At 63.4% G+C, this 18,965-nt stretch carries 21 protein-coding genes; 12 read left to right on the top strand and 9 right to left on the bottom strand.

Annotated features, from left to right (window positions below; all coding sequences use genetic code 11):
* Positions 1-14: 14 nt before the first annotated feature.
* The 3 genes from BUA69_RS03610 (at position 15) to BUA69_RS03600 (ending at position 1,986) form a co-directional block, all read left to right on the top strand.
* Positions 15-647 carry a PilZ domain-containing protein gene (locus BUA69_RS03610; protein ID WP_046135579.1) on the top strand — a complete coding sequence of 211 codons (633 nt, stop codon included), beginning with the start codon at positions 15-17 and terminating at the stop codon, positions 645-647.
* A 55-nt stretch (positions 648-702) separates the two neighbouring features.
* Positions 703-1,221 carry a hypothetical protein gene (locus tag BUA69_RS03605; protein ID WP_052950584.1) on the top strand — a complete coding sequence of 173 codons (519 nt, stop codon included), beginning with the start codon at positions 703-705 and terminating at the stop codon, positions 1,219-1,221.
* Positions 1,222-1,362: 141 nt separating this feature from the next.
* On the top strand, positions 1,363-1,986 hold the full coding sequence (locus tag BUA69_RS03600) for a transglutaminase-like cysteine peptidase (protein WP_046135578.1): 624 nt from the start codon (positions 1,363-1,365) through the stop codon (positions 1,984-1,986).
* Between the two features lie 131 nt (positions 1,987-2,117).
* On the opposite strand, the gene BUA69_RS03595 is transcribed toward BUA69_RS03600, so the two are convergent.
* Positions 2,118-2,435: a DUF6949 family protein gene (locus tag BUA69_RS03595; RefSeq protein WP_143154407.1), complete on the bottom strand. Its 318-nt coding sequence runs from the start codon at positions 2,433-2,435 to the stop codon at positions 2,118-2,120.
* A 117-nt stretch (positions 2,436-2,552) separates the two neighbouring features.
* On the opposite strand from BUA69_RS03595, the gene BUA69_RS03590 reads away from it, so the two are divergent.
* Positions 2,553-3,227, top strand: coding sequence for a hypothetical protein (locus BUA69_RS03590; protein WP_143154406.1), 675 nt, complete (start codon positions 2,553-2,555; stop codon positions 3,225-3,227).
* 124 nt (positions 3,228-3,351) lie between these two features.
* Here the strand turns inward: BUA69_RS03590 and BUA69_RS03585 are convergent, their stop codons facing one another.
* The 3 genes from BUA69_RS03585 to BUA69_RS03575 form a co-directional block, all read right to left on the bottom strand.
* A complete protein-coding gene (locus tag BUA69_RS03585) occupies positions 3,352-3,570 on the bottom strand; it encodes a DUF3126 family protein (RefSeq protein WP_046135575.1) in 219 nt (72 codons plus the stop codon).
* Between the two features lie 133 nt (positions 3,571-3,703).
* Positions 3,704-4,537: a serine O-acetyltransferase gene (cysE, locus tag BUA69_RS03580; protein WP_046135574.1), complete on the bottom strand. Its 834-nt coding sequence runs from the start codon at positions 4,535-4,537 to the stop codon at positions 3,704-3,706.
* Between the two features lie 79 nt (positions 4,538-4,616).
* A complete protein-coding gene (locus BUA69_RS03575; RefSeq protein WP_244468767.1) occupies positions 4,617-5,387 on the bottom strand; it encodes an alpha/beta fold hydrolase in 771 nt (256 codons plus the stop codon).
* Between the two features lie 204 nt (positions 5,388-5,591).
* On the opposite strand from BUA69_RS03575, the gene BUA69_RS03570 reads away from it, so the two are divergent.
* The 5 genes from BUA69_RS03570 to BUA69_RS03550 all read left to right on the top strand — a co-directional run bounded on the left by BUA69_RS03570 (position 5,592) and on the right by BUA69_RS03550 (position 11,658).
* Positions 5,592-5,837, top strand: a complete 246-nt coding sequence (locus BUA69_RS03570) for a zinc-finger domain-containing protein (RefSeq protein ID WP_046135573.1) — start codon at positions 5,592-5,594, stop codon at positions 5,835-5,837.
* Positions 5,838-5,849: 12 nt separating this feature from the next.
* Positions 5,850-7,046: an FAD-dependent monooxygenase gene (locus BUA69_RS03565; protein WP_046135572.1), complete on the top strand. Its 1,197-nt coding sequence runs from the start codon at positions 5,850-5,852 to the stop codon at positions 7,044-7,046.
* Positions 7,047-7,309: 263 nt separating this feature from the next.
* Positions 7,310-8,656, top strand: coding sequence for a TCR/Tet family MFS transporter (locus BUA69_RS03560; RefSeq protein WP_072866459.1), 1,347 nt, complete (start codon positions 7,310-7,312; stop codon positions 8,654-8,656).
* Positions 8,634-9,116: a GNAT family N-acetyltransferase gene (locus tag BUA69_RS03555; protein ID WP_046135598.1), complete on the top strand. Its 483-nt coding sequence runs from the start codon at positions 8,634-8,636 to the stop codon at positions 9,114-9,116. Before BUA69_RS03560 ends, BUA69_RS03555 begins: the two co-directional genes overlap by 23 nt.
* A 133-nt stretch (positions 9,117-9,249) precedes the next feature.
* Positions 9,250-11,658 carry an EAL domain-containing protein gene (locus BUA69_RS03550; RefSeq protein ID WP_046135571.1) on the top strand — a complete coding sequence of 803 codons (2,409 nt, stop codon included), beginning with the start codon at positions 9,250-9,252 and terminating at the stop codon, positions 11,656-11,658.
* A gap of 90 nt (positions 11,659-11,748) precedes the next feature.
* Here BUA69_RS03550 and gndA read toward each other — a convergent pair whose 3' ends face one another.
* The gene (gene gndA / locus BUA69_RS03545; protein WP_046135570.1) at positions 11,749-13,167 is read right to left on the bottom strand and encodes an NADP-dependent phosphogluconate dehydrogenase; all 1,419 of its coding nucleotides are present in this window, start codon (positions 13,165-13,167) and stop codon (positions 11,749-11,751) included.
* Positions 13,168-13,365: 198 nt separating this feature from the next.
* On the opposite strand from gndA, the gene BUA69_RS03540 reads away from it, so the two are divergent.
* The 3 genes from BUA69_RS03540 to BUA69_RS03530 are packed head-to-tail and all read left to right on the top strand — an operon-like array spanning position 13,366 to position 15,716.
* A complete protein-coding gene (locus BUA69_RS03540) occupies positions 13,366-14,136 on the top strand; it encodes an SDR family oxidoreductase (protein ID WP_143154405.1) in 771 nt (256 codons plus the stop codon).
* Positions 14,105-14,668: a gluconokinase gene (locus BUA69_RS03535; protein WP_046135568.1), complete on the top strand. Its 564-nt coding sequence runs from the start codon at positions 14,105-14,107 to the stop codon at positions 14,666-14,668. The genes BUA69_RS03540 and BUA69_RS03535 overlap by 32 nt, the downstream gene beginning before the upstream one ends.
* Before the next feature lie 40 nt (positions 14,669-14,708).
* Entirely contained in the window at positions 14,709-15,716 is a 1,008-nt protein-coding gene (locus tag BUA69_RS03530; protein WP_046135567.1) for a saccharopine dehydrogenase family protein, read from the top strand.
* Between the two features lie 162 nt (positions 15,717-15,878).
* Here BUA69_RS03530 and BUA69_RS03525 read toward each other — a convergent pair whose 3' ends face one another.
* The 4 genes from BUA69_RS03525 to BUA69_RS03510 all read right to left on the bottom strand — a co-directional run bounded on the left by BUA69_RS03525 (position 15,879) and on the right by BUA69_RS03510 (position 18,960).
* Entirely contained in the window at positions 15,879-16,457 is a 579-nt protein-coding gene (locus BUA69_RS03525) for a hypothetical protein (protein ID WP_046135566.1), read from the bottom strand.
* Positions 16,457-17,359: a DMT family transporter gene (locus BUA69_RS03520; RefSeq protein WP_046135565.1), complete on the bottom strand. Its 903-nt coding sequence runs from the start codon at positions 17,357-17,359 to the stop codon at positions 16,457-16,459. The genes BUA69_RS03525 and BUA69_RS03520 overlap by 1 nt, the downstream gene beginning before the upstream one ends.
* Before the next feature lie 134 nt (positions 17,360-17,493).
* The gene (locus tag BUA69_RS03515) at positions 17,494-18,243 is read right to left on the bottom strand and encodes an SDR family NAD(P)-dependent oxidoreductase (RefSeq protein WP_046135564.1); all 750 of its coding nucleotides are present in this window, start codon (positions 18,241-18,243) and stop codon (positions 17,494-17,496) included.
* A gap of 264 nt (positions 18,244-18,507) precedes the next feature.
* Complete coding sequence (locus tag BUA69_RS03510) at positions 18,508-18,960, bottom strand: CYTH domain-containing protein (protein WP_046135563.1); 453 nt, start codon at positions 18,958-18,960, stop codon at positions 18,508-18,510.
* Positions 18,961-18,965: the final 5 nt, after the last annotated feature.

Below are 18,965 nucleotides of genomic sequence, written 5' to 3'. Positions count from 1 at the left end.
CTATCGGGTTGGGCATGCTCACCGACGACATTCCATCACCGCAGTTCATTGCCCCGCTGCGCACCCGCGCAGAGGCCGTGAAATTCCAGCGCGTCAAAGTTTCGGTGCTGGGCCGCTACATGCTGGCCGATCGCCGCGAATTCCCTTGCCAGGTTCTGGAAATGTCACCGGGTGATGCTGTCGTCATCGCTCCGGTCGCCGGCATCGTCGGCGAAAAGGTCATCGCCTATATCGATCACATCGGCCGCATCGAAGGCGTCATCATCAAGCAGGTCGATGGCGGCTTCCTGATGGACATCTCCGCGTCCCCGCGCAAGCGCGACAAGATGGCGGCCCAACTGACCTGGCTGGCCAATAAGGACATCCTCAACCTGCCCGAAGACCGCCGCCACGAGCGCGTCGTCCCGGACAATCGCCACTCCACCGTCGTGCTCGACGATGGCCGCCGCTACAATTGCAAGATCATCGATATCTCGCTGTCCGGCGCCGCCATCGAGCTGGACGTGCGCCCCGCCATGGGCACGCCGCTCACGCTTGGCCGCATGCGCGCCCGCGTCATCCGCCATTTCCAGAATGGGGTGGCCGTCGAGTTCGCCTCGGCGCAGGAAATGCTGACCGTCGTGCAACAGAACCTGCGCATCAACTAGCCCCACCCGTCCTGCCTGTCGCCAATTCACCCGGAACTGGCTATGGAGCGCCGCAATGGCATCACTCCTGCACGCATCACCACTGGCAACCCTGGCGGCCATCCTGACCCTTGGCTCCCCAGCCAGCGCTGACGGTCGCGCCGATTGGGACGCCTATGCCTGGCAGGAAATCCGACTGGCCGAATGCACCGCCACCGAGAGCGGCATCCTCGCCTGCCCACCCTTTCGCGAGAAATGGGACTGGAAGCGCAACCAGTGGATCGACATTGCCATCACTCTGGATCCGGCCAGCGGCGCCATCGCCCTGACGCAGCGCCTGACCAATAGCGATCCCCGCGACGACGACCATGTCTGCGTGACGGCACTGGCCCTTAGCGCTGCGGGCAATACGCTCGTCGCCCACCACCAGAACTGGCACGTCGATGCCGGCGAGGTGGTCGAGCGCACCTTTGCCTACACCGCGCCGCATTTGGAGCAGATCGTTTCCATCCAGATCGGCTCCAAGCAGTGCCGCCAGGGCGCCCGCCAGGACGACGCCACCTATGCCGGGGTGCTTGCCGGAATCCAAAGCTAAGCCGCACGGGGCAAGCCCCTGATTTGCATGGTTAATCAGCTACGAATTCAATCGATAAAACTTGCATAAAAACTGCATGGCAGTTTTCGGATCGGTGCAATCGGGCCTCTCTAACGTGGTCTCCATCAGGGAGATCACTCAATGTCCACCACGAAAAAGGCACTGTCCGCAGCACTCGCCGGCGCTCTGTTCGCCCTCGTTGCGACCGTTGCACCGGCCCAGGCCCTCGACATCACCAATATTGCCTTCGTCCAGACTTCGGCCAGCGTGACCTCGATCCCGATCGGTCATGCCGAGTTCTGCGCCAGCCGTCCCGGTGAGTGCCAGCCGCATGCCCAGGTTGTCGCCGCAGTGGAGCTCACCCCGGGCCGCTGGAACGAACTGCTCACCATCAATGCCCATGTCAACGACACGGTCATCGCCGTCAGCGACAACGATCTCTACAACGTCAACGAGTTCTGGACCTACCCGAACGGTTATGGCGATTGCGAAGACTTCGTGCTGGCCAAGCGCCGCGACCTGATCAACGCCGGCTGGCCGGCCAGCGCCCTGCTGATCGCGGTTGTCCGCGAGCGCAATGGCGACGGCCATGCCGTTCTGATGGTCCGCACCGATCGCGGCGACCTGGTGCTCGACAATCAGGAAGGCACGATCAAGCTCTGGAACGAAACCCCCTACCAGTACGTCAAGCGTCAGTCACAGGCCGATGCCGGCAAGTGGGTCGACATGCTTGATGACCGTCAGGTCGTGGCTGCCATCAACTAAGCGGTTTCCAGTCCCCGCCCAAAGCCTATCCCTGATAGGGGTCTGATGAATGAGGCCAGCTTCGGTGACGAAGCTGGCCTCATTGTTTTAGCGCATGGAAGGCTGCCGGGTGACGTCCGGAAGCAGCGCGCCTAAAATCGGAAGGTGACGTAAATGCCCACGAACAGCAGTCCCGTGAGGAAGGCCCAGCCAAAGGCAACCATCGCCGAAAACAGCGCCGGTCCCATTTCCACAGCGTCCTTGTCCTCGCTGCTCCAGCCCATCTGCAGCATGATGTAGGGCCCGCAGACAAAGCTCATGAGCACATTGCCCATCGAGGCAATGTAGGTATCCCCGTCATAGCGCAACATGGCCCGCTGGCGCAGGCGCCATTGGTAGAGGTGGGTTCCAGCGCCAGCTAGGCACAAACCAACACCAATGAGGTATACCGCCAGAAAAAGCTCTCTCATCCGACTATCCCCGCCACACCGGCCACTCAGGAACGCTCAGCTTCTTAACTCTTCATTAATCATATTGACGGCGGTATGAACTGTCACGCATTGGTGGCAAATCTGGTTAATTCGGCCATGGGCACCTCTTCCGCAGCGGCAAACACACCAAAACCGGCCTCGTCGCTGGGGTTTAACCTCGCCGGCATTGCGGTACTGGTATTGCTGCTGGCCGTTGGTGCCGCATATGTGATCGACGATCGCGGCCGCGCTGCCCGTATCGCTCAGCCCGACCCAGCCGATCAGCGCATCGTGATGCTCACCCTGTCCGGAAAGGATCTGAGCATCCCCGCCTCGTGGTTTCGCTATGACGAGCAGATGCGCCCCGGCTTTTCCCGGCAGGTCGACCTGCAGGTCCGACTTGGTCAGGATGGGGGAACTCCCCTGTCCGTTGACGTAACCTTGTTGCCGCGCAGTCGCGCCCGCCCCAGCAGTGCCTTGCTCGACGCGGTCTATCTGCATCAATTCAACGGTGAAACGCTGGCCGGGGTGCCAGGCCTTGTCGGCAAGCCGCTGCAGCAGGCCAATGGCTTTGCGGGCGAAACAGTCTGGTATGACGCCCTCGCCGCCGATCCCTTCGTCGCCAAATGCATGGCCTCCATCCAGGCCGAAGCACCCGCGCGCTGCCTGCGCACCGTCTACCTGTCCAGCGGCATCGCCGCGGTCTACGCCTTTGACGCCACGGCGCTGCCGGGTTGGCGCAGCTTCGATATCGAGATGAAAAACTGGCTGGAGCCTATTGGCGCCTGGTAGGGCGGGTATTGCCTCCACCCCGAAGCCTCCGAACGCGGGTCCGGAGGAATATGCACGTCTTTGCCGGCCGCAATCACGCCAGCGAGCGGCGGAGGGTGCCCCTTCGCACCCTCGGAGCTTGCTCTTAGCTCACTTCGTCCAGGTCGATATCCAGGATCGACATGTTGAAGATGTACGAGCGATCGCCGTCTTCGTCATCGACATGGATGAGACCGATCGATTCATCGCCGATGAACACTTCGACCGAGTCGTTGAGCTTGACGCGCGGGCGCACGTCGATGTTCCGGTTGTTGAACTTGAGTTGCAGGAATTTCTGCAGCTTGATGATCTCGGGATGGTTCACTGTGTTTTGTCCTGCTGATTTGAAGTGCGCGAATGTAGTGCCTCGCGCTTGGGGAGCAACCCCTCGAAGCACCAATTAGTCGGTGATGACCTCGTTTGGAACCTTGCCCAGACGAGTCGGATGGTCCGTCGGATCAGCTTTTGCTATCCCGATCATAGACCAGAACCATCTGATCCATCACCAGCGCCGGCTGCGCGCAGCCGGCTTCGCCGATCACCTTGGCGGGCACCCCGGCCACGGTCACGCGCGGCGGCACTTCCTTGAGCACCACCGAACCGGCACCGATCCGCGAGCAATCGCCGATCTTGATATTGCCGAGCACCTTGGCGCCCGCGCCAATCAGCACGCCATTGCCAATTTTGGGATGGCGATCCTGATCTGACTTGCCGGTGCCGCCCAGCGTCACGTTCTGCAGCATCGAGACATTGTTCCCGACCACCGCGGTTTCCCCGATGACGAGGCCAGTACCATGATCGAGCATGATCCCATGGCCCATCGGCACGGCCGGATTGATATCGACCTGGAACACCTGGCTCGACCGGCTTTGCAGATACAGCGCAAAGTCGCGCCGTCCTGTCAGGAACATGGCATGGGCGAAACGATGGGTCTGGATCGCCTGATAGCCCTTGAAATACAGCAGCGGCTCGATCGCCCGGTGGCAGGCGGGATCGCGCTCCATGGTAGCGGCCAGGTCGACCCGAGCATCAGTGGCAACCTCTGGATTGTCCACCAGCGTTTCGGCAAGCGCCTGCCGGATCAGGTCGGCCGACACATCGTCATGGTCGAGCCGCGACGCCAGGCGATGCGCCAGGGCCTCCTCGAACGTGTCGTGGTTGAGAATCGTGGAAACAACCAGATTGGCCAATGACGGCTCATCGGCCATGATCTGGCGGGCGCCCGCTCGCACGGCGGCCCACACAGGATCAACCGACGTGATGTCGGCTGACTTCTTGGCGTTTGCGCTCATTGCAGGCTCTCCGCGTATAGTTGCTTACCGATATAAGCCATCCCTTGCTCCAAGACAAAGGGGCGGGAGCCGATTTGGTTCACGATTGGCTGAAATTGGGGAATGTCCTGCCCAGGAATTCCAGCGCCGCAGCCTTGAATTTCGGATCCCCGGTGGCGCGCATATGGTCGCGCTTGGGAATGACAAAGGCTTCGCCCCGCGGCAGCAGCGCCGCCAGTTCCTCGGGTGCTCCGGCCATGTCATCCGCCTCCCCCACCGCGACCAGAACCGGCGCCGCGATGCGCCGCACATCGGCCCGGGCCATCGGCTGGCGCGAGGTTTCCATGCAGGCTGCCAGCGCCTGCCGGTCGGCCTTGGTGTGATCGGCAAAGATGCGGAACTGCCGCGCCGTCGGATGCGTCAACTCGGCCAGGGTCGGCGCCGAAAGGCCCTTGATGATGTCATTGCCGTCGCTGAGCCCGTTGATCAGGTTCATGCCCATGCCGCCAAATATCACAGCGGCAACGCGTTCCTCATCCTGAAACGCCATGAACGCCGCGATCCGCGCGCCCATCGAATAGCCCAGCACAGCCGCCTGCTCGATGCCCAGGTGGTCGAGCAGCGCCACAGCGTCACGCGCCATATCCTGCGGATAATAGCGTTCTGGATCATAAGGCTTGTCGGACTGCCCATGCCCGCGATTGTCCAGCGTGATTGCCTGATATCCCGCTCCGGTGAGCGTTTCGACCCAGCCCGTATCGATCCAGTTTACCTTGCCGCTCGAGGCAAAGCCGTGAATGCAGAGCACGGGCCTGCCCTCCCCGAACACCTGATAGGCAAGGGTTAATCCGTCGGACTGGAAACTGGGCAAGGCTGATATTCCTATGCTGGATGCTGGCGCAGGCGAGGCTAAGCGAAATGCAGACATCCATATCCACCGCGCCGCAACTGTTAAAGCCGGAACGCGGTTTTCTTTGCCCCAATCCAGTACCATCAGACCAGCTTCCGGGGCTTTCCTTGTCGCACCCCTTTGGATATGGTCCGCCCAACCAAATCACCTCTGCAGGTCGCGACCATGGCACACGGCTCCACGCCCCATTTCCACAACACCGAGGGCCTGGCCCAGATCGAAGTCGGCGCCAAGGAATTCCAGTGCATCGGCGCGCTGCCACCCTTCGACCACCCACATGTCTATATCGACATGGGCAAGGACAACGACATCGTCTGCCCCTATTGCTCGACCCATTATGTCTACAATGCCAGCCTTGCATTCGGCTCGGCCATCCCCGCTTCCGCCGTTTACCAGGCCGACGCTGCCTGACGGATTGAGACCATGGCCGCCGGCCGTACCTTCTACATTGCCGGCGCCGGCATTACCGGGCTGACCCTCGCTCTGGCGCTGGCCAAGTTCGGCGCCAAGGTTGTGGTGCTTGAACGCAGCCCCGCGATCTCCGAATTCGGAGCCGGGCTGCAGATCAGTCCCAATGCCCGCCGGGTTCTCGACCGCCTCGGCCTGGATGCTGCCCTGACCGCCTGCAGCCTTGAGCCGGCCGGGATCGACATTTACCCCTATCGCCGCCGCAATCCGCTGGTCACCCTGGACCTGGGCGACATCGTCCGCCAGCGCTTTGGCGCCGCCTATGCGGTGACGCACCGGGCCGATCTTGCCGAGGCGCTTTACAAGGCCTGCCGGCGTTTCGCCAATATCGACATTGCCTTCGGCGTGCGCTCCTGGACTGCCGAGAGCCATGCGCGCGGCGTGACCATCACCATCGACGATGCCAATGGCCAGTCCCGCACCGGCCGGGCCGACGCGCTGATCGGCGCAGATGGCGTCCACTCCCAGACCCGCACCACCCTGCTCGAAGGTCCGACCGCCCAATATCGCGGCCGCGCCGCCTGGCGCACCCTGCTGCCCTTCGAGGCGCTGGCCGGCCAGATAGCGCTCGACCGGGTCTCGGTGCTGTTCGGGCCCGATTACCACATGGTCTGCTATCCGCTGCCGCATCGCCGTCAGGTCAATCTGGCGCTGTTTGCCAAGGTCCCCCAGAGCAAGGCCCATCTGACCAGTTCCGGCCGCCCCGGCCTGCCCCATGGCCTCCGCCACAGTCCCCGCATCGACCACATCATGGCAGCCGCCGCCGAGAACTGGGCCATGTGGCCGCTCTATACGGTCGAGACCAGTCAGTGGCATCGCGGCAATATCGGGCTGGTCGGCGACGCTGCCCATGCCATGGTGCCGTTCCAGGCACAGGGCGCTGCCATGGGCATCGAGGATGCCGCAGTGCTGGCGCCCCTGCTGGTCGCCGAGCCGAGCGCCGAAGCCGCCTTCGCGCGCTATGCTGCCATCCGTCAGCCGCGCGTCACCCGCGTCGCCAGGGTTTCGCGCTCAAATGGCACCGCCTTCCACTTGCGCTGGCCGCTCAGCATCGCCCGTAACCTGGTTATCGCCGCACAGGGCAAGCGGGGCCATCTGCGCCGCCTCGACTGGCTTTATGGCCATGACGCCAATCCCGATGCATCGGCCTGATCCGATTCATCGCCTTCACCGCCCGGCCCAACCACCTGTTGTGATTCGACAATTTTCCTGCGGACTGACAAAAACGTCGCGCCCCTCTGGCCCGTTCGGTCTTGCTTTGACCATCGTGGCTGTGTCAACTGCACTGCATAATTGAGCCCGCTCCGTCCTCGGCCTTTCCGCCCTGCGGTTGAAGGGGCCATAAGAAATACTGGATATGACGGTCGCGCCTCCCACGAAGCGATACTGACGTCCAACAAGGTAGCGACCCATACATGCCATCTGCGACCCGCTCCCGCCTGACGCTGATATGTATCCTCGTGACCATTCTGCTCGACATGATCGGCGTGGGCATTATCGTGCCGGTACTGCCCGAGCTGCTTGAGGAACTCACCGGCGGCAGCGTCGCCGATGCGGCCGTGATTGGCGGCTATCTGGTTTTTGCCTATGCCTTCATGCAGTTTGTGTTCTCCCCGGTGCTGGGCAATCTTTCCGACCGCTACGGCCGTCGCCCCATCCTTCTCGCATCGCTGCTGGGCCTGACCTTCGACTACCTGATGATGTCGATCGCGCCCTTCGTCTGGTACCTGTTCATCGGCCGGATCATTGCGGGCATCGCGGGCGCCGCCGTCGCGACGGCCACCGCCTACATGGCCGACATCACCCCGCCGCATAAGCGCACCCATCGCTTCGGCCTGATCGGCGCCGCCTTCGGCCTGGGCTTCATCATCGGGCCGGTCATCGGCGGCGAGCTGGGCGAGCTGGGGCCCCGCGTACCCTTCTATGCCGCGGCGGGCCTGGCCTTCGCCAACTTCCTGTTCGGCGTATTCGTGCTGCCCGAGAGCCTGCCCAAGCACAGCCGCCGCAAGTTCGACATCCGCCGCGCCAACCCCTTCGGCGCCGTGGTCTCGCTGCGCCGCTATCCGGTGGTGCTGTGGCTGCTGGCCATCCTCTTCACCTTCTCCCTGGCCGCCCAGTCGCTGCCATCGGTGTTCAGCTATTTCACCGTCGAAGTGTTCAATTTCACCTCGTCCAATATCGGCCGCTCGCTCGGCGCCTTCGGCATCGGCTTTGCCATCTGCCAGGGCTTCCTCGTTGGCCCGCTGGTCAAGCGCCTTGGCGAGACACCTGTGGTGTTCATCGGCCTGCTCGCCGCCATCACCGCCTTTGCCGGCGTCGCCTTTACCGACGAAGTCTTCTATCTCTACCTCTTCATCATGGTCGGCGCCGTCAGCGGCCTCGCCGCCCCCGCCATCAATGGCGTGCTGTCGCGCCAGGTGCCGGACAATTCCCAGGGCGAATTGCAGGGTGCGGTCAATGCCTCCAATTCCCTGGCCACCATCATCGGTCCGCTGGCGGCGACGCAGATTTTCTCCTACTTCACCACCGCACCCGACTCCCCCGGTTATTTCCCCGGCGCACCCTTCCTCGCCGCCAGCGTTTGCGTACTGGTCGCCATGGTGATTTTTGCCATTGCCGCCTGGAAGTTCGAGCTGAGCCATCGCCCCAGCATTGCCAACAAACCGATCGTGCCCGACATGGCCCCGCCGGGCCAGATCCGCGTGCCCCCAATGGATGAAGACGATGACGCCGCTCCCGATACAAATCCGCCACGCTACTGAAGCCGACCGCGCCGCGGTCCTGGCCATCGTCGGCCCCGTCCTTGCTGCTGGCGAAACCTATGCGATGAACCGAGATCTCACTGCCGCGCAGGTCGAGGCCTATTGGTTCGGTCCGACCCATGAGGTTCTGGTCGCCGAAGCGGATGGCACCATTCTCGGCACCTATTACCTCAAGGCCAATCAGGGCGGTGGCGGCGCCCATGTCGCCAATTGCGGTTACATGACTGCGCCTGCCGCGCAGGGCAAGGGCATCGCCCGCGCCATGGGCCAGGATTCGCTGCGCCGGGCGGCAGAACGCGGCTTCCGCGCCATGCAGTTCAACCACGTCGTCTCCACCAATACGCGCGCTGTCGCGCTGTGGCAGTCGCTGGGGTTCGCCATTGCCGGCACCCTCCCGGCCGCCTTCAATCACCCCGTGCACGGCTACGTCGACAGCTACGTGATGTTCCGCACGCTTTAGACCTCGCCATGCGGGCTTTGTTTACCTTCCGGTGAACAAGCACGACCCGGTCGATCAACTCTGAAATCCGTTCATCGCACTTTTACTGACGGCGGCGGAAACACGCTGCCAATTATTACGCTCCGAGTTTCCCATGCAAACCGTCCTCGAAACCTTGTTCTTCCAGCATAATCTTGGCCTCGTCGCGCTAGCCGCGCTGATCTGCGCCCTGTCTTCCTTCGCCGGCATGAGCCTGCTGAACCATGCCCGCAAATCCACCGGCTCCATGCAGCACGTTTGGCTGGCCGTAGCCGCCGTTTCGGTCGGCTTCGGCATCTGGGCCACCCATTTCGTCGGCATGCTCTCCTTCGCCGCCGGCATGCCGACCGGTTACGAATTCGGCCGTACCGTCCTCTCCCTCGTGATCGCCATCGCCATTGTTGGCGGCGGCTTCTGGTGGGCGGTGGCCGGCACGCGGCGGTCCGATACGGCACTGGGCGGCGCCATTGCCGGCATCGGCATCGCCGCCATGCACTATGTCGGCATGTCCGCATTGCGCATCGGCGGTGATATCGCCTGGGATGCAACCCTGGTGTCGTCTTCGGTGATCCTCGGCATCACGCTCGGCGCACTGGCCCTCTATGTCGGCTCATACCGCGCCAATCTGCGCTGGCGCATGGCAGGCGCCGGCATCATGACCCTTGCCATCTGCTCCATGCACTTCACCGGCATGGGCGCCGCCGGCCTGGAAAACTGCTATCCCATCGTCAGCGCCAGCGACGCCACTCCGGAAAACCTGGCCATGGGCGTCGCCATCGCCAGCATCATGATCCTGCTGGCTGCCCTCGGGGCGCTCTATCTCGATCTGCGTGAGCAGCGCCGCAGCGTCCTCGAAAACGACCGCATGCGCGGCCTCGCCGATGCCGCCGTCGAGGGCCTCCTGGTCTGCGATGCCCAGTCGATCGTCACCGTCAATGCCAGCTTCCTGGCACTGGTCGGCCTGCCCGGCGCCAAGCTGGATGGCCAGCCGCTGTCGCGGTTCTTCAGCCTCACCACCTGCGCCACTCTCGCCGATCGTCCGGGCGTCTCGATCGAGGCCGATCTGGCGGTTGGCGGTCACAAGACCATTCCGGTGGAAGTCATCCTGCGCCAGGTCGATTTCGGCGGCCGCCCGCACCACGCCATCGCCGTGCGGGACCTCAGCGCCCGGCGCCTGGCGGAGCAGCATATCCGCTTCCTCGCCCACCATGATGCACTGACAGGCCTGCCCAATCGCGCCAGCTTCAGCCGGCACCTCGACAGCGAGATCGCCCATGCCACCCGGCAGAACCAGAGCTTTGCCGTGCTCTGCCTCGACCTCGACCGCTTCAAGGAAGTCAACGACCTCTTCGGTCATCCGGTTGGTGACGTGCTGCTGCAGCGCGTGGCCCAGGCTCTGCTCAAGTCCCTCGACGCCGACTGCATCGCCGCCCGCCTGGGCGGGGATGAATTCGCGGTAATCGTTCCCGATACCGGTACGCCCGAGAAAGCCGGCCGTGTCGCCGAAGCGATTCTCGACGGCTTCCGCGCCGCCAATAATGAAAGCCCTGAAAGCGCCGCCATTTCCGCCAGCATCGGCATCGCGCTCTATCCGGACAATGCCATCGACGCCCAGCACCTGATGACCCATGCCGATACCGCGCTCTACCGCGCCAAGCATGATGGCCGCGGCATCTACCGCTATTTTGAAGCCGAAATGGGCGCCAAGGTCCGCGAACGCCGCCTGCTCGAAAACGACCTGCGCCATGCCATTTCCCGCAATCAGTTGCGGCTGGTCTACCAGCCCCAGATCGATATCAAGAGCGGCGAGGTCACGGGCTTCGAGGCGCTGGTGCGTTGGGAACACCCAGTCAATGGGCCCATCCCGCCCAGCGACTTCATCCCGATTGCCGAGGAAAGCGGGCTGATCCTGCAGATCGGTGAATGGGTAATGCGCAAGGCTTGCACGGATGCCGCCAGCTGGAAGAACCAGCTGTCCATCGCCGTCAACGTCTCGGCCGTGCAGATGCACAATACCGGCCTGCCCGACATGATCATGCAAACCTTGTCCCAGACCGGCCTGTCCCCCGCACGTCTCGAAATCGAGATCACCGAAACCGCTTTGGTGCGCGACATGAACCGCGCCATCCACACCCTGCGCCAGATCAAGGCCATGGGCGTGCGTGTGGCCATGGACGATTTCGGCACCGGCTATTCGTCGCTGGCCAATCTGCGGGCCTTTTCGTTCGACAAGATCAAGATCGACCGCTCGTTTATCAAGTCTGTCGATAGCAACGAGCAATCCGCTGCCATCGTTCGTGCCGTTCTCGGGCTGGGCGCCGGCCTCAACCTGCCCGTGGTTGCCGAAGGCATCGAGCGGATCGAAGAACTGGACTTCCTGCGCGGCGAGACCTGCACCGAAGCCCAGGGGTTCCTCCTGAGCCGCCCCGCCGATATCGCCACCTTCTTCGCCGTCACCAGCGGCGAAGTCAGAGCCCTGCCCGCCAGCGAGTTGCCGCCGCGCGCGCTCAAGCTGGTGCGCTGACCAAAAAGGGCTCCGCAAATTGCGGAGCCCTTTGTCTTTTCCGGCCCCTTGGTCCGGCTGAGGAGGCCTTGGCCTCCCCGCTATTCCAGCTTACTTGCCCAGCGTCGATGGCCAGGTGCCGTGCAGATCGGTGCCGCGGCCGACAATCTCGAAGCCGTGTGCGCCGAAGAAGTCGCGCTGCCCCTGGATCAGGTTGGCCGTGCCCTGGGCCTGGCGATAGCTGTCGAAATAGCTCAGTGCAGCCGAGAGGCAGATCATCGGGAATTCGCCGACGGCCGCAGCCGCTACGACCTTGCGCAGGCTTGGATGCGCGTCCTTCATGATCTCGACGAAATCAGGCACCACCAGCAGATTGGTGTTGTCGCCCTTGGCATAGGCTGAACTCATCTGATCGAGGAAACGCGAACGGATGATGCAGCCGGCGCGCCAGATCTTGGCGATGGTCGCCAGCGGCAGCGCCCAGCCATTTTCTTCCGATGCCTTGGCAATCACCGCAAAGCCCTGCGCATAGCTGACAATCTTGCCAGCCAGCAGCGCCTTTTCGAGATCGGCCAGGGTGACGTCGGTCTTGGCGCGGTTTGGCTTGCCATAGATGGCTTCGGCGGCAACGCGTTCATCCTTGCGCGACGAAATCGAGCGGGCCGCGACAGCGCCCTCGATGGCCGTTGCCGGCACGCCCATCTGCTGGGCAACGATAGCCGACCAGACGCCGGTGCCCTTCTGGCCTGCCTTGTCGAGGATCAGCTCGACCAGCGGCTTGCCCGTTTCACCATCAACCGCGGCCAGCACATGGCCGGTGATTTCGATCAGATAGGAATTGAGCGGACCCTTGTTCCATTCCTTGAACACGTCGGCACATTCGGCCGGGCTCATGCCCAGGCCATCGCGCATCACGCCATAGACTTCGGCGATCATCTGCATGTCGCCATATTCGATGCCATTGTGGATGGTCTTGACGAAGTGGCCGGCGCCGCCCTCGCCCAGATAGGCGCAGCAGCTCTCGCCATTGAACTTGGCCGCGATCGCGGTCAGCACTGCCTCGGCATTGTGCCACTGCTCCTTGGAGCCGCCGACCATGATCGAAGGACCATGGCGCGCGCCTTCTTCACCGCCGGAAACGCCAACGCCGAGATAACCGATGCCCTTGGGCTTGAGATAGTCAAAGCGCCGCTGCGTATCCGTAAACAGCGAGTTACCGCATTCGATGATCGCGTCGCCCTGTTCCAGATGTGGCAGCAGCTGCTCGATCATGTCATCGACCGGCTTGCCGGCCTTGACCATGATGATGATCGAGCGCGGGCGCTTGATGGTCTGGATGAATTCTGCCAGATCCGCCTTTGGGATCACCTTGCCGTCCAGGCCCTGCTCCTTGGCGGTGACGACGAACTCATCGATCCGCGAGGCCGTACGGTTGTGGACAGCGATGGTATAGCCCTTCTCCGCAATGTTGAGGGCCAGGTTGGAGCCCATCACTGCAAGGCCGATAAGGCCGATATCCGCTGTCGACATACGTCAGTCCTTCCAAGGTCTTCTTCGTAAGTAACCGCGCGGTTCACGTCCGTCGCGGCGGGCGAACCTGACCACAATCTGGCGGTCGACGGAAGTAGCATAAGCGCACTTTTTCAGCGAATTTGCCCACTTGTATGGAAGGTTCTATTGCCTCGACCCCCGGCGGCAATTACGGTCCGCCCAGTTTTGGAGACGCCTTTGAGCCAGCCATCGCCATTTGATCTGACGGGGCAGCGCGCACTGATCACCGGTTCGAGCCGTGGCCTTGGCCTCGCCATCGCGCGCGGCCTTGCTCGGGCCGGCGCCGCGATCGTGCTCAATGGCCGCGACAGCGTCAGCCTCGGCGCCGCTGCCGCCGATCTTGCAGCATCGGGCGCCAGCGTCACCGCCGTGGCCTTCGATGTCACCAGTTCCGACAGCGTCGATGAAGCCGTCGGCTATATCGAAGCCGAGCTCGGCCCCATCGATATCCTCGTGAACAATGCCGGCATCATGCGTGGCGGTGCCCTGCTCGATTACACGCAGGACGATTTCGAGGCCTTGCTCTCGGCCAATCTGGTTTCGGCTTTCCTGGTCTCGCGCCGCGTCGCCCCGGCAATGATCGCCCGGGGCAATGGCAGGATCATCAATCTGGTGTCCACCCGCGCCGATCGTCCCCTGCCCGGCAATGCCCCCTATGCAGCCAGCAAGGCGGCCCTGGTCAATCTCACCCATGGCATGGCGCTCGAATGGGCGCCTCTGGGTCTCAACGTCAATGCCATCGCCCCCGGCTTCTTCCGCACCGAGATGAATGCCGCCCGCCAGGCCGATCCGGCTTTCGATGCCTTTGCCCGCTCGCGCACCCCGATGGGACGCTGGGGCGAGCCGCACGAAATCTCCGGCGCGGCCGTGTTCCTGGCCTCTGCGGCCGCCACCTTTGTCAACGGACACGTACTCTATGTCGACGGCGCCCACCACGCGGCGGTTTGAGGCCGCCCGCATCATCATCGCCATGGGCGTCAGCTCATCGGGCAAATCCACCATCGGGCAATCCATTGCCCGGCGCCTGCATGTGCCCTTCCTCGATGGCGACGGTTACCACCCCGATGCCAATGTCGAAAAGATGCGCGCCGGCATTCCCCTGACCGACGAGGATCGCTGGCCCTGGCTGGAGCGGCTGGCCAAATCCCTGCACGAAGCCGCCGACCGCAAGGGCGCCGCCGTGGGCGCGTGCTCGGCCCTCAAGCGCGCCTATCGTGATTTTCTCGTCGAACAGGCGGGTGAACCCATCCTCTTCGTCTATCTCGATGGCAGCCGCGAAGTCATTGCCGCGCGCATGGCCCGCCGCCAGCACGAATATATGCCCACCAGCCTCCTCGACAGCCAGTTCGCCACCCTCGAAGTCCCCGATCCCGCCATCGAGAATGTGCTGGCCGTGCCGGTCACCGACAGTATCGAAAGAATAACCGTGACCGTAACCAAGGCGCTCGATCACCTGAAAAGCTTCAAGCGCTGGCAATAACCCGCTAAACAGCCATCGAAATGGTCAGGCGGAAATGCCCATGCAGTCAGTTCTCATCGTCGGCGGCTATGGCGCGGTCGGCAAGCGCGTCGCCCGCGGCCTCTCCCGCCAGTCCCTGCGCATCGTCATAGCTGGCCGCGACCTGTCCAAGGCCCAGGCCACCGCCGCGACCATGAACGCCGTCGCCCAGCGCATCGACCTCACCGATCCCACCACCTGGGACGCGGCGCTGACCGGCATCAACCTCGTCATCGCCTGCATCGACCAGGCCGATACCCGCTTCCTGCAAGCCGTGATCACCCGCGGCATCGCCTATCTCGACGTCACCGCCGATGATGGCTTCTTCATCCAGGCCGAGCAGCTCAAGCCCGAAACGCCGGTCCTGCTCTCGGTGGGCCTCGCCCCCGGCCTCTCGAACCTTCTGGCCACGGCTGCGGCCGAGTGCCTTGATACCGTCACCCGCATCGAGATTGGCCTCATGATGGGTCTCGGCGACGAACACGGCAAGGCCGCCATCGACTGGAGCATGCGCAACGTCTTCGACCCCACCGCCCGCCGTGACGCCGCCATCATCGACTTCGGCCCCGATTTCGGCCGCCGCCGCGCGCATGCCATGAATTTTTCCGACCAGCATGCGCTGGAGCGGACCATGCCCGGCACCGAGGTCACCACCCGCGTTGCCTATGACTCGGCTATGATGACCAATGCCCTGTTCTGGCTGGGCCGCACCTTCGCCGGCAATGGTCTGGTCGAACGCATCGTCACCGCCATCGGCCACATGCCCAGCGGTGGCTCCGACAAATGCGTGCTGTCCGTCACGGTCACCGGCCAGCGCAATGGCTTCGAGCAACAGCACCGCGCCCTCTATCGCGGGCGTCAGGAAGCCGCCGTCACCGCCGAAACCGCAGTGCTCATGGCCCGCGCCGTCCTCGATGGCGAAGTCCCCGCCGGCGTCTGGCACAGCCACCAGGTCCTGCGCCCCGACACCATCTTCACCGAACTCGAACGCCGCGGCCACGGCACATTCGACCTGCCGTCGGACATTTGACGTTCTTCAAGGCTCTTGGTTCTCGTTCGGAGTTAAACCCCACCCCGAAGTCATTCCCGCGCAGGCGGGAATCCATTCTTCATCGGTGCATCAAGAGTGGATTCCCGCCTGCGCGGGAATGACTCCGTGGACATTCTGGACGTGGAGTGTGGGAACCGCCCCTCAGCCCAGCGTCCGCCGATGCGCCAGCACCACCTGCCCGCGCGGCGACAACCGATACCCAACCTCAAGGCTTTCCGTCAGCCCGATCCCCTTGAGCCGGCGCACGCGGGTCTTGAACTGCACCTTGTCGAACCCGGCCTGTTCGGCCAGATCCTGCGCCGCGCGCGCCGGATTGGCCGCGATCAGTTCCATCACCCGATCCACCCACGGCGTCTTGCCGTCGAAGCGATCCAGCACGGCGTCCATATTTTCCAGGTCATCCGCCGACAGGTCATCATCCTGACGCAGCGCCTGGCGAGGATCGAGCCCCTCAAAGCGCACCCGGATGCGATACAACGTGCCCGGCCCGGCTCGCTCATACCATTCCTGCCAGGCAGCCACCGAACCGAACCCGGCGCGGCGCGCGTCATCGGCGCTGACCTGTTCGCGTTCCAGCGTATCCACGGCCTCGATGGCCAATACGCCGATGGCGGTCATCAGGGTCCCGCCGGTCTGCACCGTCGGCTTCTTCCAGCGCCGGAACAGTGTATCGATCTTGCCGGTTTCGATCTCAGCCAAGGCGTCTTCGCGAATAAGCATTATTGTGCCGCCACTGGTTTGTTTGAAAAGCGTCCCTGCCCGTAAGCTACCAGCGCCGCCGCCGCAACCACCACCAGCGCTCCGCTCACCGTCCAGGCGTCGAGCACCACGCCCAGCAGCAGCAGATCGAACAGGAATGCCCAGATAATGCCGGTATATTCATAGGCCGCCAAGAGCGATACCGGTGCCCGCGCCACCGCCTCGACCATCAGCACATGTCCCACCCCGCCCAGCAGTCCAGCCCCCACCAGCAGGCTGAAAGCATAGCCATCCAGCTGCGCCCAGCCGAACAGGCTCGTTCCCAGCCCGACAAGGCTGCAGATCACCGCGAAAGACAGCGCAATGCTGGCGGGCGGATCGGTCCGGGTCAGGTCCTTGACCTGCACCCGCGACAGCGCATTGGTCGCGGCCATTGCCACCCCGGCCAGCACGCCGATCAGCGCCCCTTCGCGCATTTCCGCGCCCACCAGCGACGGATACAGCATCAGCAGGATACCTAAAAACCCCAGACCGACGCCGAGGAAAATCACCCCGCCCGGCCGCTCGCGCAGCAACACCACGGCGGCGAGGATCGAGAATATCGGTGCCAGATAGCTTAGCGCCGTCGCCACGCCCACCGACAGATAGGCCAGCGAAATGAACGAGAAGAACATCACCGCGCAGCCGAGCAGGCCGCGGATCAGGTGCTTGTGCGGATATTTCGTCCGCAGGGATGCCCGCAACTGCCCCCGCACCGCCATGTAGATGACGATCGGCACCAGGGCCACGGCGCTGCGCCAGAACACCAATTGCCCGACCGGCGCCACCTTTGCCGCCTCGTGAATGGCGGCCGACATTGCTGCCATGACGAAGAGTGCAAACGTTGCCAGCCACAGGGCGGCAACGGGGTTGGATTTGGGCATGAATCGGTCCGGCGGCAGGAAGGGATACCCTGCCTTAGCCAGTACCCCGCCCCGGCACAAGCACAGCCCCGCTATCGCTTTGCGCCACAAACGCAAAAGGCGGCCACTGGGGCCGCCTTGTCATAGCGCCGTAGTTACTGCGCCGCGTAACCGCCATCGACCAGATGATAGCTGCCGGTGATGAAGGATGCGCCCTCCGACAGCAGGAACACCGTCAGTGCCGCCACCTCCTCGGGCTGGCCGAGCCGGCCCTGCGGATGCAGCGTCACCAGATGCTTCTGCGTCGCATCATCGTGCGGGATCAGCGGCGTCTGGATAAAGCCGGGCCCGACCGCGTTGATCCGCACGCCCTTGGCGGCATATTCGATGGCGCTGGTCTTGGTCAGTCCCACCACGCCATGCTTTGCCGCCACATAGGCAGGCGCGTTGGCAAAACCATTGGTGCCCAGGATCGAGGCCATGTTGACGATGGCGCCACCGCCCGACGCCAGGATCGCCGGCAGTTCATAGCGCAGCGAATAGAACACGCTGTTGAGATTGACATCGATGACCTTCTGCCAGTCCTCGATGCGATATTCGCCCGTCGGGTTGGCCGCCCCGCCAATCCCGGCATTGTTGACCGCCAGATGCAGCCCGCCATAGGTGTCGACGGTAAACTTGATCGCCGCTTCCACCGCTTCGGGCTTCACCACGTCGATGCCATAGGCGACCGCCGTGCCGCCCGCCTTGGTGATCGCGTCGGCGACGTCCTGCGCCTTGTCCTTGTTGAGGTCAGCCACCACCACCTTGGCGCCACCCTGCGCCAGCTGCTTGGCCACTGCCTCGCCAATGCCCGAAGCCGCGCCCGTCACAAAGGCAACCTTGCCGGTAAAATCATGAGACATCTTCATTCTCCTTCATTGTTCCCCATGACGTGGACCTCCAACCGCGTCAAAACAATGATGTGGATCAATCCACGCCGGTGAACGCAGTGTTCACCTCAGCCTCCCGCCCACAACTCGATGTCATCCCGGCGCAGGCCGGGATCCAGTTTTCTTTGGCAACAGCTCGTCAATAACTACTCCGCCCATCACCGCCGCCATCCCCCATCACCGAGCTGCCTGCGGGCTTGTGGGACGCTCGGCGTTACGAACGAACGGAGAGCCCACCTAGCTCCGCGACAGCGTCGCGTTGAAATAGCGCTCGTCTTCCGAAACTTCCTCGCCCACCCAGTCCGGCAGTTTCACCGCCTGATCGGCCCGCTCCAGTTCGATCTCGGCCAGCACCAGCCCCTGATGCCGCCCCTCGAACACATCGACCTCCCAGGTCATCCCGTCATGCTCGACCAGATAGCGGCGTTTCTCCAGTACATGCGGCTGCGCCATTTCCAGCAGTTCACGCGCATCCTCCACCGGGATCGCATATTCATATTCCGCCCGGACCAGCCCGCTAGCCCGTCCCTTGAGCGTTAGCACCGCGCGCTGGTCGTCATAGCTGCGCACCCGCACCGTCGCCTTGGCGTTCGATGACAGATAGCCCTGCCGCACCTGTGAACTGCTACGGACACTCGCCCGCCAGCCATCGCTGCTCACCAGGAATTTGCGCTCGATCTCTTGTGCCATGCGTC

Origin of the sequence: Devosia limi DSM 17137 (genome assembly GCF_900128975.1) — a bacterium.
In the GTDB taxonomy this organism is placed as follows: Bacteria; Pseudomonadota; Alphaproteobacteria; order Rhizobiales; family Devosiaceae; genus Devosia; species Devosia limi.
The sequence above is the reverse complement of the archived record's forward strand: the minus strand, read 5'-3'. Positions and strand labels throughout refer to the sequence as shown.